Consider the following 17,960-nt stretch of genomic DNA (forward strand, 5'->3'; position numbering starts at 1 on the left):
TACCTCAAGCCCCCTTGGCCGCGGTACGGACCAGGACGAGGCCGCCGTTCGGACCGGGGACCGCGCCCTTGATGAGGAGCAGACCCTTCTCCGCGTCAACCGCGTGGATGGTCAGGTTCTGGGTGGTGACGCGCTCGTTACCCATGCGGCCCGCCATGCGCATGCCCTTGAAGACACGCCCAGGGGTGGCGCAGCCACCGATGGAACCGGGGGAACGGTGCTTGCGCTGGGTGCCGTGCCCGGCGCCGAGGCCCTTGAAGTTGTGACGCTTCATGACACCGGCGAAGCCCTTGCCCTTGCTCTTGCCCGTGACGTCAACCTTGACGCCGGACTCGAACACAGCGGCGGTGACCTCCTGGCCCAGCGTGTACTCGCTGGCGTCAGGGGTGCGGAGCTCGACCAGGTGGCGGCGCGGGGTGACGTCGGCCTTGGCGAAGTGACCCTTGAGGGGCTTGTTCACCTTGCGCGGGTCGATCTCGCCGAAGGCGATCTGGACCGCTTCGTAGCCGTCGCTGTCGTTGGTGCGAACCTGCGTCACGACGCACGGACCGGCCTTGACGACGGTCACCGGGACAACCCGGTTGTTCTCGTCCCAGACCTGGGTCATGCCGAGCTTCTCGCCCAGGACGCCCTTGATGTTCTTGCTCATCTCGGCCCGTCCCCTCAGAGCTTGATCTCGATGTCGACGCCGGCCGGCAGGTCGAGACGCATCAGCGAGTCAACCGTCTTCGGCGTGGGGTCGAGGATGTCGATGAGGCGCTTGTGGGTGCGCATCTCGAAGTGCTCGCGAGAGTCCTTGTACTTGTGCGGCGACTTGATGACGCAGTACACGTTCTTCTCAGTGGGCAGCGGCACCGGGCCCGCGACCGACGCACCAGTGCGGGTCACCGTCTCGACGATCTTCTTCGCCGAGGAGTCGATGACCTCGTGGTCGTAGGCCTTGAGCCGGATGCGGATCTTCTGTCCCGCCATGGCTACTAGTAGTCCTGTCTCTCTGTTTAACGCTCTGGAACCCGGGGGTTCTCTGGACTCCCCCTCCGACCCACGCGGTCGGGCGTGTCGCATCCCCTCTACGAAAATCTCCCACCAGGGAGATCCCAACCAAGGGGGTGCGGGCCCGAGGACCGCGGAACCGGGGGCGGAACACCCACCGGGTGCCTGGCCGGCGCCCTGCATTGCTTCCCGGAAGATTCCCGTACGTCCGGCCCTACAGGGCCGACGAGTACTGTGGGACTCGCTTCCGGTCCTCCCGGCGGGAGGCGCGCAGCATTGACACTCAACCGAGCAACCTGGTCAGTGTGCCATACGGGGCGCGGGCCTGGCCAATCGAGTCGGGAATCCTACCCCGAGCGGGCGCGTACTCAAACGCGGATGCGCATCCGGCGGCACGGGACCTGTCGCGGGCCCCGGGAGGGCCTCTGGGAAGATCCCGCCATGCCGACGAACACGCTGCCGCCCTGGACCCTGCGCCAGGCCCTCCCCGAGGATGTCGAGCCCATCGCCCAACTGCGCGCCGTCGTGATGCGACCGGACCTGGAGCGGCTCGGCCGCTACGACGAGCACCGCGTGCGGCAGCGGCTGCGGGACGCCTACGCCCCCGAGCACACCTCGGTCATCGAGGCCGCCGGATCCTTCGCGGGCTGCGTGGCCCGGCGCCCGGCGGAGGACGGCTGGTGGCTGGAGCACTTCTACCTCTCCCCCGCGCTCCAGGGCCGGGGCATCGGCTCGGCCGTCCTGCGGGGAGTCCTGGACCGCGCGGACGCCGAGCGGCAGCCCGTACGCCTGGACGTCCTCCAGGGGAGCCCCGCCCGGCGCCTCTACGAACGGCACGGCTTCACGCTGGAGCGGGAGGACGCCGTCGACGTCTTCCTGGTGCGCAACCCCACACCCTGACCGGGCAACCCGGCCGCCCGTCCCTCCGTCTACTCTCCCGCAGGCGCGGCCCGACCGCCGCTGACCTGCGCGGAGTATCAGGAGTGACGCAGGACAGGGCGGCCGTTCGCCCGCTGCGGGGGAAGCGGGAGCGGACGGAGTGCGCGGCGTGGTGGATCGATCTGTCCCGGGCCGGATACGGATGCCCCGGCGCGCCCTGCTCCTCGCGGCCGGAGCGGCCGGTGCCGCCGCCACCGCCGGGTGTGCCGTGCCGGCTCCCCGGCGGCGCGGGCCGGTGGCGGACCCGGCGCCCGGTCTGGCCATAGCGAGCACCCGGCGGGCCCTGGTGCTGCAGCTGCTGGCCCACCCGGACGACGATCTGTACTTCATGAACCCGGACACCCGGGAGGCCCTGGACGCCGGGACCCCGCTGGTCTGCGTGTATCTCACCGCGGGCGAGGCGGACGGCGTCAACAAGATCCCCAGCGCTCCCCGCCCGGCCCCCGACCGTGCCGCGTACTCCTCCTCCCGCCATCAGGGCCTGCGCCAGGCGTACGCCGAGCTGCTCGGGCTCGACCGGTTCACGCCCTGGCAGAAGTCGGTGGCGGCCCTGCACGGCGGCCACCGGGCCGAGGTCAACGTCCTTACGGACGGCGTGCGCCGGGTCGAGCTGGTCTTCCTCAACACCGCGATGCACACCGGGCGCGGCCGCCCCGGGCTGCCCAGCCTCTGGCGGGACCGCCGACTCGTGCTGCGTACCGTCGTCGCCGACAACTCCCCTCTGGAGCGCGCCGGTTCGTACACGTACGAGTCGCTGATCGACGTCCTCACCGGGCTGCTGGAGCAGTACCGGCCGACCGTCGTGCACACCCTCGACCCGGACCCGGACCTCCAGTACAGCAGCGAGTACGAACGCCGCCGGGACAGCGAGCAGCGCGGGTACTCCGACCACGCCGACCACACCGCGGCCGGGTGCTTCGCCTGGGCCGCCCTGATCCGCTGGGTCGCGCGGGCTACCGGACGCGGGGAGCCGGTGCCCGGGTTCGTCGTCGCCTCGTTCCGGGGGTACTACAACCGGCACTGGCCCAAGAACCTGCCGCCCGCCGTGCTGGAGCGGAAGGCCGCCCACCTCGTCCCGTACGGCGGCGACCCCGACTGGGAGTGCGGCAACCCCTCCGGCTGCGGCGACTACAACGTGGGCGGCGACCGGCCGCTCACCAACCGCAAGGGCTGGGTGCGCTCCACCCACCACCGCTACCCGGGCCCCCGGGCCCAGGTCGCCGCCGGGGCGGACGGCCGGCTCACCGCCTACGGGGTGCTCGGGCTGCGCGCGGTCCGGTGGCGCGAGAGCGCGCCCGGCAGCGGTGTCTGGGACGCGCCGGACGACCTCGGCGGCGGCCCGCTCGCCCCGGTGCTGGGCGCCGCGGTGACGGCGGACGGCCGGCAGTTGCTGTTCGGGCTGCGGTTCGCGGCGCTCGGCGGGCACGGCTCGGACAACGAACGCGAGATCGTGCTTCTGGAGCAGCGCTCCCCCGGCGGCCCCTTCCGCGCCTGGCAGGGTCTCGGCAACCCCGCGACGGGCCCCGACCACGGCCGTCGCATCGGAACCCCCGTCGCCGTCACCGCGGACGGCCGCGTCCACCTCTTCGTACGGAACGCGGAGAAGGGGCTGAGCACCCGGGTGCGCGACGCGGTCACCGGCCGCTGGAGCGGCTGGCGGGACATGGGCGGCGGCGAGATCCAGGACGGGCTGACCGCGGTCGTGGACACGGCGGGGCGCGTCCATGTGTACGCGGCCGGGCACCATGCCGTGCACCACTGGACCCAGGACGCCCCGGACACCGACCTCACCGCCCGTACCCAGCTCACCGGCTCCCCCGTCCCCGCGCACGCGCCCGGCGCACTCCCCGCGCGCGACGGGTCCGTGGAGCTGTACTACCGGCCCGCCGCCCGTGAACAGCTCGTGGCCGTACGCGCAGACGCCACCCCCGTTCCCCGTTTCGGGGGGTACGGTCCGGTGACCGCCGCCGCGTCGCCGGGCGGCCCGGTGCTGCTCGGCCGGTCCGCGGAGGGCCGGATCCAGGTGCGTACCGCCGAGAAGGCCGCCGTACGGTCCCGGGGGCCCGTCGCCCTGGACGGCGCCGCCCTCCACCTGGGCGCGGCGGACGGCCGGCCCGTCGTCGTGGGCTTCGGCCCGGACGCGGCTCCCTGGGCCTGGCGGCCGTAGAAGGGACCGCGTGCCCCAACTCCCGCCCCATAACGCCGCGTTATGGCCAAACGTTAGTACCCCGCCCTCGTCGCGCTCCGGCACCCTGTTGCCCACCATCCCCCACGGACACGCCTACCCAGCGTGTCGCGCGAAACGAGGCATCATGCGCATATCCCGGCTCATGCCCGCTGTCGCCGCAGCAGCGGCCTGCGTCCTCTCGCTCTTCGCACCGTCCGCGACGGCCGCACCCGCGCCGCCGCTCCAGGACGCCCCGCCGCCCACCACCCAGATCATCGGCGGCGGCTACGCCCAGAACGCGCCCTGGGCCGCCCGGCTCTTCTCGAACGGCAGAGAGACCTGTTCGGCGACGATCATCGCGCCGACCTGGATCCTCACCGCCAAGCACTGCGTCACGGGCGGCGGCCTGTCGTTCCGCATCGGCAGCCTCGACCAGCACAGCGGCGGCGTCGTCGCGAACGGCGTCCAGACCTACACCCACAGCTCGGACCTGGCGCTGGTGCGTCTGGACCGTTCCGTGCAGGCCACCTACTCCCGCCTCGGCTCGCCCGGCTCGGTGAGCGTCGGCCAGAGCGTCCAGGTCTGGGGCTGGGGCGCGACCTCGCAGTGCGGCTCGGAGGCGAACTGCCAGTCGCGCTACCTGAAGGTCGCCAACGTGACGGTCAGCGGCGGCTGCGGTGACGCGTACGGCGGCTCGGCGATCTGCGCCCGCCGCGGCAACGGCATCACCGCCGGCGGCGACTCCGGCGGCCCGATGACCGCCAACGGCATCCAGGTCGGCGTCGCCTCCACCAGCGACCGCCAGACCACGACCGCGTACACGAACGTCACCGCGTACCGGTCCTGGATCCAGTCGATCGCGGGCGTCTGAGCCGGACACGGCCTGAACGCCCCACCCGGGACGACGGGCACCTGACCGGTCCGCCGTCCCCCTGAAACCGTAGGGCCCCCGTACCTCACCGCCCGAGGTACCGGGGCCCTACAGCCATGCTCTGCCGGGGAACCCGTCCGTACGCCGAAGGGCCCCGCACCTCTTCCGAGGTGCGGGGCCCTTCTTGCAGCTCAGTGAGCCACCAGGTCCAAGGACCAAGCAGAAACTACTTGATGATCTTGGTGACCTGGCCGGCGCCCACGGTCCGGCCACCCTCACGGATGGCGAACTTCAGGCCCTCTTCCATGGCGACCGGCTGGATCAGCGCGACGTCCATGAGGGTGTTGTCACCCGGCATGACCATCTCGGTGCCCTCGGGAAGGGTCACAACGCCCGTCACGTCCGTGGTACGGAAGTAGAACTGCGGGCGGTAGTTGTTGAAGAACGGGGTGTGACGGCCACCCTCGTCCTTCGACAGGATGTAGGACTGCGCCTGGAACTCGGTGTGCGGGGTGACCGAGCCGGGCTTGATGATGACCTGGCCGCGCTCGACGTCCTCGCGCTTGATGCCACGGAGGAGCAGACCGACGTTCTCACCGGCCTGGCCCTCGTCGAGCAGCTTGCGGAACATCTCGATGCCGGTGACCGTGGTGGTGGTCTTCTCGGTCTTGATACCGACGATGTCGACGGTCTCGTTGACCTTCAGGACACCACGCTCGATGCGGCCGGTGACGACCGTACCGCGACCGGTGATCGTGAAGACGTCCTCGATCGGCATGAGGAACGGCTTCTCGACGTCACGCTCGGGCTGCGGGATGGCCTCGTCGACAGCCTTCATCAGGTTGAGGACGGACTCGCCCCACTCCTTGTCGCCCTCGAGCGCCTTGAGCGCCGAGACCTTGACGACCGGAACGTCGTCGCCCGGGAACTCGTACTCGGAGAGGAGCTCACGGACCTCGAGCTCGACGAGCTCCAGGATCTCCTCGTCGTCCACCATGTCGGCCTTGTTCAGGGCGACGACGATGTAGGGGACGCCGACCTGGCGGGCCAGGAGCACGTGCTCCTTGGTCTGCGGCATCGGGCCGTCGGTGGCGGCGACCACGAGGATGGCGCCGTCCATCTGCGCGGCACCCGTGATCATGTTCTTGATGTAGTCCGCGTGACCCGGGCAGTCGACGTGCGCGTAGTGACGCGACTCCGTCTGGTACTCGACGTGCGCGATGGAGATGGTGATACCGCGCTGGCGCTCTTCGGGAGCCTTGTCGATCTGGTCGAAGGCCGAGGCCTCGTTCAGGTCCGGGTACGCGTCGTGCAGCACCTTGGTAATGGCGGCCGTGAGGGTCGTCTTACCGTGGTCGATGTGACCGATGGTGCCGATGTTGACGTGGGGCTTAGTCCGCTCGAACTTTGCCTTCGCCACTGGGGTCCTCCTGAGTGGTTCTGTACGCCTTGCTTCATCGGCGCCAGGGTGATCTTTGCTGGGGTGCCGGGGCCGGGGGACGCGGCACAGTGCTGACGCGCTGTGCCGCGTGCCCACCGGGCTCCGGTGACAAGCCTAAAGCGTGAGCTCGGGAGAGTTACTCGCCCTTGGCCTTCGCGATGATCTCCTCGGCGACGTTCCGCGGAACCTCGGCGTAGGAGTCGAACTGCATCGAGTAGCTTGCGCGACCCGAGGTCTTGCTGCGGAGGTCTCCGACGTAGCCGAACATCTCCGAGAGGGGCACGAGGCCCTTCACGACGCGAGCGCCGCTGCGCTCCTCCATGGCCTGGATCTGGCCACGGCGGGAGTTGAGGTCGCCGATGACATCGCCCATGTAGTCCTCGGGCGTGGTGACCTCGACGGCCATCATCGGCTCGAGGAGCACGGGAGAGGCCTTGCGGGCACCCTCCTTGAACGCCTGCGAACCGGCGATCTTGAAGGCGAGCTCCGAGGAGTCGACCTCGTGGTAACCACCGTCGAGAAGGGTGACGCGGACGCCGACCATCTCGTAACCGGCCAGGATGCCGAACTGCATGGCTTCCTGAGCACCCGCGTCCACCGAGGGAATGTACTCACGGGGGATGCGGCCACCGGTGACCTTGTTGACGAACTCGTACGACGCGTCGCCGCCCTCGATGGGCTCGATGGCGATCTGCACCTTCGCGAACTGGCCGGTACCACCAGTCTGCTTCTTGTGCGTGAAGTCGATGCGCTCGACGGCCTTGCGGATCGTCTCGCGGTAGGCGACCTGCGGCTTGCCGACGTTCGCCTCGACGCGGAACTCGCGCTTCATGCGGTCGACGAGCACCTCGAGGTGAAGCTCGCCCATACCACCGATGATGGTCTGGCCGGTCTCCTCGTCGGAGTGCACCTGGAAGGAGGGGTCCTCCTCCGAGAGGCGCTGGATGGCGACACCCAGCTTCTCCTGGTCACCCTTGGACTTCGGCTCGATGGCGACCTGAATGACCGGCGCCGGGAAGTCCATGGACTCCAGGATGACCGGGTTCTTGTCGTCACACAGCGTCTCACCGGTGGTGGTCTGCTTGAGGCCCATGACGGCGATGATGTCGCCCGCGCCCACCGACTGGATCTCCTCACGCTTGTTCGCGTGCATGCGGTAGATCTTGCCGATGCGCTCCTTCTTGCCCTTGACGGAGTTCAGCACCGCGGTGCCGGCCTCCAGGCGACCGGAGTAGATCCGGACGAAGGTGAGCTTGCCGAGGTGCGGGTCGCTCGCGATCTTGAACGCCAGGCCGGAGAACGGCTCGTCGTCCGAGGGCTTGCGCTTGATGACCAGCTCCGGGTCCTTGACGTCGTGGCCCTCGATGGCCTCGACGTCCAGGGGGGAGGGCAGGTAGCGCACGACCGCGTCGAGCAGGGGCTGGACGCCCTTGTTCTTGAACGCGGTGCCACAGAACACGGGGGTGACGGTGACGGAGTCGGCGCCACCCTTCGACGCCAGGGTGATGCGGCGGATCGCCTCGTGCAGCTGCTCCTGGGTGGGCTCGTTGCCCTCCAGGTACAGCTCCATCATGGCGTCGTCGTTCTCGGCCACGGCCTCGAGGAGCTTGCCGCGCCACTCGGCGGCGGACTCCTTGAGGTTGTCCGGGATCTCGACGACGTTGTACATCTCGCCCTTGGCGGCCTCTTCGGGGTACACGAAGGCCTTCATCGACACGAGGTCGACAACGCCCGTGAAGTCCGCTTCGGCGCCGATGGGGAGCTGCATGACGATCGGGGTCGCGCCGAGGCGGTCCACGATCATCTCGACGCAGCGGAAGAAGTCCGCACCGGTGCGGTCGAGCTTGTTGACGAAGCAGATACGCGGCACGCCGTAGCGGTCCGCCTGACGCCAGACAGTCTCGGACTGCGGCTCGACGCCCGCGACACCGTCGAACACGGTGACGGCGCCGTCGAGGACGCGGAGCGAACGCTCCACCTCGACGGTGAAGTCGACGTGACCCGGGGTGTCGATGATGTTGATGGTGTGGTCAACATTGTTGAGCGGCCAGTGGCAGGTCGTCGCGGCGGACGTGATCGTGATGCCGCGCTCCTGCTCCTGCTCCATCCAGTCCATCGTGGCAGCGCCGTCGTGGACTTCACCGATCTTGTAGCTCACACCGGTGTAGAAGAGGATCCGCTCAGTGGTGGTCGTCTTGCCCGCGTCGATGTGGGCCATGATCCCAATGTTGCGGACCTTGGCCAGGTCAAGCGAAGTGGTGGCCATAAGGCTCAGTCTTCTCTCGGTCTCGATGGGGGTAGCGACTACCAGCGGTAGTGCGCGAAGGCCTTGTTGGACTCGGCCATCTTGTGGGTGTCCTCACGCTTCTTGACCGAAGCGCCGAGGCCGTTGGAGGCGTCGAGCAGTTCGTTCATGAGGCGCTCGGTCATGGTCTTCTCGCGGCGGGCGCGGGAGTAACCGACGAGCCAGCGCAGAGCGAGGGTGGAGGCGCGACCGGGCTTGACCTCGATCGGCACCTGGTAGGTGGCGCCACCGACACGGCGGGACTTGACCTCGAGCGAGGGCTTGACGTTCTCAAGCGCGCGCTTCAGCGTGATGACCGGGTCGTTGCCGGTCTTCTCGCGGAGGCCTTCCATGGCGCCGTACACGATCCGCTCGGCGGTGGAACGCTTGCCGTCGAGCAGGATCTTGTTGATCAGCGAGGTGACAAGAGGAGAGCTGTAGACCGGGTCGATGATGACCGGGCGCTTCGGGGCGGGGCCCTTACGAGGCATTCTTACTTCTCCTTCTTGGCGCCGTAGCGGCTGCGGGCCTGCTTGCGGTTCTTGACACCCTGGGTGTCGAGCGAACCGCGGATGATCTTGTAACGAACACCCGGCAGGTCCTTCACACGGCCACCACGCACGAGCACGATGGAGTGCTCCTGCAGGTTGTGTCCCTCACCCGGGATGTAGGCCGTGACCTCGATGCCGGAGGTCAGACGCACACGCGCGACCTTACGGAGGGCCGAGTTCGGCTTCTTCGGGGTGGTCGTGAACACACGCGTGCAGACACCGCGACGCTGGGGCGAACCCTCGAGCGCGGGCGTCTTGTTCTTCTCGACCTTGTCCTGCCGGCCCTTCCGGACCAGCTGCTGGATCGTAGGCACTACTTCTCCGGTTTCTGTGTGCCGTTCGTGAAACTAACCTGGAACATCGCCGACCCACGCGGTCGGGTGTGTCGAATACTGCGGACTCCCGCCCTGGGGGCAGAAGGGGCGCAGATTGCGGTGGCCACTGTGACGGACTCGCAGTACGGCTGAGGACACGCACACGAGCCCAGGCACACCCCAGGCACAAGGCTTGAGCGTACCTACCTCACGGAGCTGGGTCAAAACAAATGCTGTCCACGCCCGCGGGGCGGGGCCGCCGACCACCGGCGACGGACCGGAACGCCTGGCCGCCGGCCGTCCAGGCGGTTGCCGGATCCCGGCAACCCGGCGGCGCGAACACAGCGTCTTTGCGCCCTGACCGCCCTGCCCCACTCTGCCGGACAATGCGGTCAGCCGACCAGACCGACCGGTCCCGGCGACCGGCCCGGCCCCAGGAGGTCCCACGTGACAGCCGACCACCGTGACCCCGTATCCCCGGCACCGAGCGCACTCGACACCGACGTCAGCCTGGCCGTCATCGAATACGGTGACGCCGCTTCCGCCTACGCCCCGGCCATGAGCACCCCCGGCCTGCCGCAGTCCGTCGTCGACGACTACGCGATCGTCGTGGACGTCCTGGCCCTCGCCCGCCGGGTCCCGCTGCCCGACGTGCCCCCTCTGCTGGCCGTGGGCACCCGGGCCCTGCTCCGGGTCCACCACGCCCTGCTGGGCCGGTAGAGAACGCCCCGGAGCCCGGGCACGGCACAACGCCGGAGGGCGGCCACCCCGATACGTACGGGGTGACCGCCCTCCGGCGTTCAAGCGGCAACCGCTCGCTTACTGGTTGTACGGACCGTAGTCGTAGTCCTCCAGCGGAACGGCCTGGCCGGAGCCCGTGCCGAACGGCGAGTAGTCGATGTCGTCGTAGCCGACGGCCGAGTACATCGCGGCCTTGGCCTCCTCGGTCGGCTCGACCCGGATGTTGCGGTAGCGGGACAGGCCCGTACCGGCCGGGATGAGCTTACCGATGATGACGTTCTCCTTGAGGCCGATCAGGGAGTCCGACTTGGCGTTGATCGCCGCGTCGGTCAGGACCCTGGTCGTCTCCTGGAAGGACGCCGCCGACAGCCACGACTCGGTGGCGAGCGAGGCCTTGGTGATACCCATCAGCTGCGGACGGCCGGAGGCGGGGTGACCGCCCTCGGTGACCACACGACGGTTCTCGGTCTCGAACTTCGACCGCTCGACCAGCTCGCCCGGAAGCAGCTCCGCGTCGCCGGACTCGATGATCGTCACACGGCGGAGCATCTGCCGGATGATGATCTCGATGTGCTTGTCGTGGATCGACACGCCCTGCGAGTTGTAGACCTTCTGGACTTCGCCGACCAGGTGGACCTGGACGGCACGCTGGCCGAGGATGCGCAGCACGTCGTGCGGGTTGGTCGCACCGACGGTGAGCTTCTGACCCACCTCGACCGCGTCGCCCTCGCCGACCAGGAGACGGGCACGCTTCGAGATCGGGAACGCCGTCTCGTCGCTGCCGTCGTCCGGGGTGACGACGAGCTTCTTGGTCTTCTCGGTCTCCTCGATCCGCACGCGGCCCTTGGCCTCGGAGATCGGGGCGACACCCTTCGGCGTACGGGCCTCGAAGAGCTCGACGACACGGGGCAGACCCTGGGTGATGTCGTCACCGGCCACACCACCGGTGTGGAAGGTACGCATCGTCAGCTGGGTACCGGGCTCACCGATGGACTGGGCGGCGATGATGCCGACCGCCTCACCGATGTCGACCAGCTTGCCGGTGGCGAGCGAGCGTCCGTAGCAGAAGGCACAGGTGCCGACCGCGGACTCACAGGTCAGGACCGAGCGGGTCTTGACCTCCTCGACGCCGGCGCCCACCAGGGCGTCGATCAGGACGTCACCGAGGTCGACGTTGGCAGGCGCGATGACCTTGCCGTCCACCACGACGTCCTCGGCGAGCATGCGGGCGTAGACCGAGGTCTCGACGTCGTCCGTCTTGCGGAGCACGCCGTCGGCGCCCTTGACCGCGATCTTCAGCTTCAGGCCGCGGTCGGTGCCGCAGTCCTCCTCGCGGATGATCACGTCCTGCGAGACGTCCACCAGACGACGGGTCAGGTAACCCGAGTCGGCGGTACGCAGGGCGGTGTCCGCCAGACCCTTACGGGCACCGTGCGTGGAGATGAAGTACTCCAGAACGGTGAGGCCCTCGCGGAAGGACGCCTTGATGGGACGCGGGATCGTCTCGTTCTTGGCGTTCGACACCAGACCACGCATACCCGCGATCTGACGCATCTGCATCATGTTTCCTCGGGCACCCGAGTCGACCATCATGAAGATGGGGTTCGTCTTCGGGAAGTTCGCGTTCATCGCCTCGGCGACCTCGTTGGTCGCCTTGGTCCAGATCGCGATGAGCTCCTGCGTGCGCTCGTCCTTGGTGATCAGACCGCGCTCGTACTGCTTCTGGACCTTCTCGTCCTGCTCCTCGTAGCCCTTGACGATGGCCTTCTTGGCCTCGGGCACGACGACGTCGGAGATGGCCACGGTGACGCCCGAACGGGTCGCCCAGTGGAAGCCCGCCGCCTTCAGGTTGTCGAGCGTCGCCGCCACGATGACCTTGGGGTAGCGCTCGGCCAGGTCGTTGACGATCTCGGAGAGCTGCTTCTTGCCCACCGAGTAGTCGACGAACGGGTAGTCCTCGGGCAGCAGCTCGTTGAAGAGCGCACGGCCCAGGGTGGTCCGCAGCCGGAAGGTGTCACCGGGCTGGTACTCCGGCTCGCCCTCCTCGGCGACCGGCGGCACCCAGCCACGCGGCGGCATGGTGCCGACCGGGAAGCGGATGTCGACCTTCGCCTGGAGCGAGAGCTCGCGGGCGTCGAAGGCCATGGTGGCCTCGGCCGTGGAGCCGAACGCGCGGTCCGCGCCCTTGACGTCGCGGCCCTCGTCGTCCGTGGTGAGGAAGAAGAGGCCCAGCACCATGTCCTGGGTCGGCATGGTGACGGGACGGCCGTCGGCCGGCTTCAGGATGTTGTTCGAGGACAGCATCAGGATGCGGGCCTCGGCCTGCGCCTCCGCGGAGAGCGGCAGGTGCACGGCCATCTGGTCACCGTCGAAGTCCGCGTTGAACGCGGTGCAGACGAGCGGGTGGATCTGGATGGCCTTGCCCTCGACCAGCTGCGGCTCGAAGGCCTGGATGCCCAGGCGGTGCAGGGTGGGCGCACGGTTCAGCAGCACCGGGTGCTCGGCGATGACCTCTTCGAGGACGTCGTACACGACGGTGCGGCCACGCTCGACCATGCGCTTGGCCGACTTGATGTTCTGCGCGTGGTTCAGGTCCACCAGGCGCTTCATCACGAACGGCTTGAAGAGCTCCAGCGCCATCGCCTTCGGCAGACCGCACTGGTGCAGCTTGAGCTGCGGACCGACGACGATCACGGAACGCGCGGAGTAGTCCACGCGCTTGCCGAGGAGGTTCTGACGGAAACGGCCCTGCTTGCCCTTGAGCATGTCGCTCAGGGACTTCAGGGGGCGGTTGCCGGGACCGGTGACCGGACGGCCACGACGGCCGTTGTCGAACAGCGCGTCGACGGCCTCCTGGAGCATGCGCTTCTCGTTGTTCACGATGATCTCGGGCGCACCGAGGTCGAGAAGGCGCTTCAGGCGGTTGTTGCGGTTGATCACACGGCGGTACAGGTCGTTCAGGTCGGAGGTCGCGAAGCGGCCACCGTCCAGCTGCACCATCGGACGCAGGTCCGGCGGGATGACCGGCACGCAGTCGAGCACCATGCCCTTGGGCTTGTTGCTGGTCTGCAGGAACGCGGAGACGACCTTGAGGCGCTTGAGCGCACGGGTCTTCTTCTGGCCCTTGCCGGTACGGATGATCTCGCGGAGGCGCTCGGCCTCCTCGTCGAGGTCGAAGGACTCCAGGCGCTTCTGCAGCGCGGCGGCGCCCATGCAGCCGTCGAAGTACGTGCCGAAGCGGTCTCGCAGCTCGCGGTAGAGCAGCTCGTCGCCCTCCAGGTCCTGGACCTTGAGGTTCTTGAAGCGGCTCCACACCTCGTCGAGGCGGTCGATCTCGCGCTGCGCACGGTCGCGCAGCTGCTTCATCTCACGCTCGGCGCCTTCGCGCACCTTGCGGCGCACGTCGGCCTTGGCGCCCTCGGCCTCCAGCTCGGCCAGGTCGGTCTCGAGCTTCTTGGCCCGGGCCTCCAGGTCGGCGTCACGGCGGTTCTCGGTCTGCTGACGCTCGACGGAGACGTGCGCCTCCAGGGACGGCAGGTCGCGGGTACGACGCTCCTCGTCCACGAACGTGATCATGTACGCGGCGAAGTAGATGACCTTTTCCAGGTCCTTCGGCGCGAGGTCCAGCAGGTATCCGAGGCGCGAGGGAACGCCCTTGAAGTACCAGATGTGGGTGACGGGAGCGGCAAGCTCGATGTGGCCCATCCGCTCACGACGCACCTTGGCGCGAGTGACCTCGACGCCGCAGCGCTCACAGATGATGCCCTTGAAGCGGACACGCTTGTACTTGCCGCAGTAGCACTCCCAGTCCCGGGTCGGACCGAAGATCTTCTCGCAGAAGAGTCCGTCCTTTTCGGGCTTGAGCGTGCGGTAGTTGATGGTCTCCGGCTTCTTGACTTCGCCGTGCGACCAGGTCCGGATGTCGTCCGCGGTGGCAAGGCCGATCCGCAGCTCGTCGAAGAAGTTGACGTCGAGCACTTGTCGTCAATCCCTCTTTCGGGGTCTCGTCTCAATCAATGGTCTGAACGGGTCCGGGGAGGGCCGGCCGCCTCGGGGTGAGGCGGCCGGCCGGCCCGTCAGACCTCTTCGACGCTGCTCGGCTCGCGCCGGGACAGGTCGATACCGAGTTCCTCCGCCGCGCGGAAGACGTCCTCGTCCGTGTCGCGCATCTCGATGGACATGCCGTCCGAGGACAGCACCTCCACGTTGAGGCAGAGCGACTGCATTTCCTTGATGAGCACCTTGAAGGACTCGGGAATGCCGGGCTCGGGGATGTTCTCGCCCTTGACGATGGCCTCGTAGACCTTCACGCGGCCGGTCACGTCGTCGGACTTGATCGTCAGGAGCTCCTGGAGGGCGTACGCGGCGCCGTAAGCCTCAAGGGCCCACACCTCCATCTCACCGAAGCGCTGACCACCGAACTGCGCCTTACCACCCAGCGGCTGCTGCGTGATCATGGAGTACGGGCCGGTCGAACGCGCGTGGAGCTTGTCGTCGACCAGGTGGTGCAGCTTGAGGATGTACATGAACCCGACCGAGACCGGGTCCGGGAACGGCTCGCCGGAGCGGCCGTCGAACAGCTGGGCCTTGCCGGAGGGCTGAACCAGGCGGTCGCCGTCGCGGTTGGGGATCGTGGCCTCGAAGAGACCGGAGATCTCGTCCTCGCGCGCACCGTCGAAGACGGGCGTGGCGACGTTGGTGCCGGGGGCGACCTGGTCGGCGCCGATGGCCTGCAGGCGCTTGGCCCACTCGTCACCGAGGCCGGAGACGTCCCAGCCGCGGCTGGCGAGCCAGCCGAGGTGGATCTCCAGGACCTGTCCCGGGTTCATTCGGGACGGGACACCCAGCGGGTTGAGGATGATGTCGACCGGGGTGCCGTCCTCCAGGAACGGCATGTCCTCGATCGGCAGGATCTTGGAGATGACGCCCTTGTTGCCGTGACGGCCGGCGAGCTTGTCACCGTCGGTGATCTTGCGCTTCTGCGCGACGTAGACGCGGACCAGCTGGTTCACGCCCGGCGGCAGCTCGTCGCCCTCTTCGCGGTCGAAGACGCGGACGCCGATGACCTTGCCGATCTCACCGTGCGGCACCTTCAGCGAGGTGTCGCGCACCTCGCGCGCCTTCTCACCGAAGATCGCGCGGAGCAGGCGCTCCTCGGGGGTCAGCTCGGTCTCACCCTTGGGCGTGACCTTGCCGACGAGGATGTCACCGGCGACGACCTCGGCACCGATCCGGATGATGCCGCGCTCGTCGAGGTCGGCGAGGACCTCTTCGGAGACGTTCGGGATGTCCCGGGTGATCTCCTCGGGGCCGAGCTTGGTGTCACGGGCGTCGACCTCGTGCTCCTCGATGTGGATCGAGGAGAGGACGTCGTCCTGCACGAGGCGCTGCGACAGGATGATCGCGTCCTCGTAGTTGTGACCCTCCCACGGCATGAACGCCACGAGCAGGTTCTTGCCGAGGGCCATCTCACCGTTCTCGGTGGCCGGTCCGTCGGCGAGCACCTGGTCGGCGATGATCCGGTCGCCCTCGGAGACGACGACCTTCTGGTTGACCGAGGTGCCCTGGTTGGAGCGCATGAACTTGGCGATGCGGTACGTGGTGTACGTACCGTCGTCGTTCGTGACGGTGATGTAGTCCGCGGAGACCTCCTGGACCACACCGTCCTTCTCGGCCTTGAGGACGTCGCCGGCGTCGGTGGCGCAGCGGTACTCCATGCCGGTGCCGACGAGCGGGGCCTCCGACTTAATCAGCGGCACCGCCTGACGCATCATGTTCGCGCCCATGAGGGCACGGTTGGCGTCGTCGTGCTCCAGGAAGGGGATCATCGCGGTGGCGACGGACACCATCTGGCGCGGCGAGACGTCCATGTAGTCGACCTCGGACGCGGGGACGTAGTCGACCTCTCCCCCGCGGCGGCGGACCAGGACGCGCGGCTCGGTGAAGCGCAGCTCGTCGTTGAGGGTCGCGTTCGCCTGGGCGATGACGAAGCGGTCCTCCTCGTCGGCGGTGATGTAGTCGACGTCGTCGGTGACCTGGCCGTCGACGACCTTGCGGTACGGCGTCTCGATGAAGCCGAACGCGTTGACGCGGCCGTACGAGGCGAGCGAACCGATCAGACCGATGTTCGGGCCTTCGGGGGTCTCGATCGGGCACATGCGTCCGTAGTGGGACGGGTGCACGTCTCGGACCTCGAAGCCGGCCCGCTCACGGGAGAGACCACCCGGGCCAAGAGCCGACAGACGGCGCTTGTGGGTGAGACCCGACAGCGGGTTGTTCTGGTCCATGAACTGCGACAGCTGGCTGGTGCCGAAGAACTCCTTGATGGAGGCGACGACCGGCCGGATGTTGATCAGGGTCTGCGGCGTGATCGCCTCGACGTCCTGGGTGGTCATGCGCTCGCGCACGACGCGCTCCATCCGCGCCAGGCCCGTACGGACCTGGTTCTGGATGAGCTCGCCGACGTTGCGCAGACGACGGTTGCCGAAGTGGTCGATGTCGTCGGTCTCAACGACGATCTCCCGGCCGGACTCGCCGATCGTCTCGGTCTCACCGGCGTGCAGCTTGACCAGGTACTTGATGGTCGCGATGACGTCGTCGGTGGTGAGCACCCCGGCGTCCAGCGGCTCATCGGCGCCGAGCTTCTTGTTCACCTTGTAGCGGCCGACCTTCGCGAGGTCGTAGCGCTTCGGGTTGAAGTAGAGGTTCTCGAGCAGCGTCTGAGCGGCCTCGCGGGTCGGCGGCTCGCCCGGACGCAGCTTGCGGTAGATGTCGAGCAGTGCGTCGTCCTGGCCCTGGGTGTGGTCCTTCTCCAGGGTGGCGCGCATGGACTCGTACTCGCCGAACTCCTCGAGGATCTGCTCGGTGGTCCAGCCGAGAGCCTTCAGGAGGACGGTGACGGACTGCTTGCGCTTGCGGTCGATACGGACACCGACCATGTCGCGCTTGTCGATCTCCATCTCCAGCCAGGCACCCCGGGAGGGGATGATCTTGGCGGAGAAGATGTCCTTGTCGGACGTCTTGTCGATGGAGGAGTCGAAGTAGACACCCGGCGAGCGGACCAGCTGCGACACGACGACACGCTCGGTGCCGTTGATGACGAAGGTGCCCTTGTTGGTCATGAGCGGGAAGTCGCCCATGAAGACCGTCTGGGACTTGATCTCGCCGGTCTCGTTGTTGGTGAACTCGGCCGTGACGAAGAGCGGCGCGGCGAACGTGAAGTCGCGCTCCTTGCACTCGTCGATCGAGTTCTTCGGGGGCTCGAAGCGGTGGTCGCGGAACGTAAGCGACATCGACCCGGAGAAGTCCTCGATCGGAGAGATCTCCTCGAAGATCTCCTCGAGGCCGGACTTGGTGGGGACGTCTTGTCCACTGTCCAGAGCAGCCTCGACGCGAGCCTTCCAGGCGGCGTTGCCGAGGAGCCAGTCAAAGCTCTCGGTCTGCAGCGCGAGGAGGTTCGGAACCTCGAGGGGCTCCTTGATCTTTGCAAAAGAGATGCGCAGCGGGGCGGTGCTGGCACCGTTGTTCGTATTCGCGGTCGAGGCGTTGCGCGAGGCGGCCAAGAGGGGGTCCTTCCGAGGGCTCGGACTCACTACGCGCGTACCGGTCCCACTCTGGACACAAAGACAGGCCGTTCCGAATCGGTCGTAAACGACCAGG

General features: G+C 68.0%; 12 protein-coding genes. 4 read left to right on the forward strand and 8 right to left on the reverse strand.

The features are described 5' to 3' along the window. Positions 1–4: 4 nt before the first annotated feature. Together rplC and rpsJ are read right to left on the reverse strand one after the other, a co-directional pair. Positions 5–649 (reverse strand): 50S ribosomal protein L3, encoded by a 645-nt coding sequence (gene rplC, locus IE140_RS04165; protein ID WP_006126884.1) that lies wholly within the window; start codon positions 647–649, stop codon positions 5–7. Between the two features lie 14 nt (positions 650–663). Continuing rightward, on the reverse strand, positions 664–972 hold the full coding sequence (rpsJ, locus tag IE140_RS04170; protein WP_003948644.1) for a 30S ribosomal protein S10: 309 nt from the start codon (positions 970–972) through the stop codon (positions 664–666). A 462-nt stretch (positions 973–1,434) separates the two neighbouring features. On the opposite strand from rpsJ, the gene IE140_RS04175 reads away from it, so the two are divergent. From IE140_RS04175 to IE140_RS04185, 3 genes are all read left to right on the forward strand, one after another. Continuing rightward, on the forward strand, positions 1,435–1,893 hold the full coding sequence (locus IE140_RS04175; RefSeq protein ID WP_150193361.1) for a GNAT family N-acetyltransferase: 459 nt from the start codon (positions 1,435–1,437) through the stop codon (positions 1,891–1,893). A 181-nt stretch (positions 1,894–2,074) separates the two neighbouring features. Beyond that, positions 2,075–4,099 carry a PIG-L family deacetylase gene (locus IE140_RS04180; RefSeq protein WP_150193377.1) on the forward strand — a complete coding sequence of 675 codons (2,025 nt, stop codon included), beginning with the start codon at positions 2,075–2,077 and terminating at the stop codon, positions 4,097–4,099. 145 nt (positions 4,100–4,244) lie between these two features. After that, complete coding sequence (locus IE140_RS04185; protein ID WP_150193362.1) at positions 4,245–4,970, forward strand: S1 family peptidase; 726 nt, start codon at positions 4,245–4,247, stop codon at positions 4,968–4,970. 226 nt (positions 4,971–5,196) lie between these two features. On the opposite strand, the gene tuf is transcribed toward IE140_RS04185, so the two are convergent. The 4 genes from tuf to rpsL form a co-directional block, all read right to left on the reverse strand. Further along, positions 5,197–6,390 (reverse strand): elongation factor Tu, encoded by a 1,194-nt coding sequence (gene tuf, locus IE140_RS04190; protein WP_003966968.1) that lies wholly within the window; start codon positions 6,388–6,390, stop codon positions 5,197–5,199. Positions 6,391–6,547: 157 nt separating this feature from the next. Then, positions 6,548–8,677, reverse strand: coding sequence for an elongation factor G (gene fusA / locus IE140_RS04195; RefSeq protein ID WP_065484990.1), 2,130 nt, complete (start codon positions 8,675–8,677; stop codon positions 6,548–6,550). 38 nt (positions 8,678–8,715) lie between these two features. Continuing rightward, positions 8,716–9,186 (reverse strand): 30S ribosomal protein S7, encoded by a 471-nt coding sequence (rpsG, locus tag IE140_RS04200; RefSeq protein ID WP_003966970.1) that lies wholly within the window; start codon positions 9,184–9,186, stop codon positions 8,716–8,718. Between the two features lie 2 nt (positions 9,187–9,188). Beyond that, positions 9,189–9,560, reverse strand: a complete 372-nt coding sequence (gene rpsL, locus IE140_RS04205) for a 30S ribosomal protein S12 (RefSeq protein WP_003948652.1) — start codon at positions 9,558–9,560, stop codon at positions 9,189–9,191. A 447-nt stretch (positions 9,561–10,007) separates the two neighbouring features. On the opposite strand from rpsL, the gene IE140_RS04210 reads away from it, so the two are divergent. Further along, positions 10,008–10,280 carry a hypothetical protein gene (locus tag IE140_RS04210; RefSeq protein WP_032779339.1) on the forward strand — a complete coding sequence of 91 codons (273 nt, stop codon included), beginning with the start codon at positions 10,008–10,010 and terminating at the stop codon, positions 10,278–10,280. A gap of 99 nt (positions 10,281–10,379) precedes the next feature. Here IE140_RS04210 and IE140_RS04215 read toward each other — a convergent pair whose 3' ends face one another. Both IE140_RS04215 and rpoB read right to left on the reverse strand, forming a co-directional pair. Next, entirely contained in the window at positions 10,380–14,279 is a 3,900-nt protein-coding gene (locus IE140_RS04215) for a DNA-directed RNA polymerase subunit beta' (protein ID WP_006126878.1), read from the reverse strand. Between the two features lie 98 nt (positions 14,280–14,377). After that, complete coding sequence (gene rpoB, locus IE140_RS04220) at positions 14,378–17,863, reverse strand: DNA-directed RNA polymerase subunit beta (RefSeq protein ID WP_032763966.1); 3,486 nt, start codon at positions 17,861–17,863, stop codon at positions 14,378–14,380. Positions 17,864–17,960 lie beyond the last annotated feature (97 nt).

The sequence above is a fragment of the Streptomyces parvus genome (assembly GCF_014648875.1).
Lineage (GTDB): Bacteria > Actinomycetota > Actinomycetes > Streptomycetales > Streptomycetaceae > Streptomyces > Streptomyces parvus.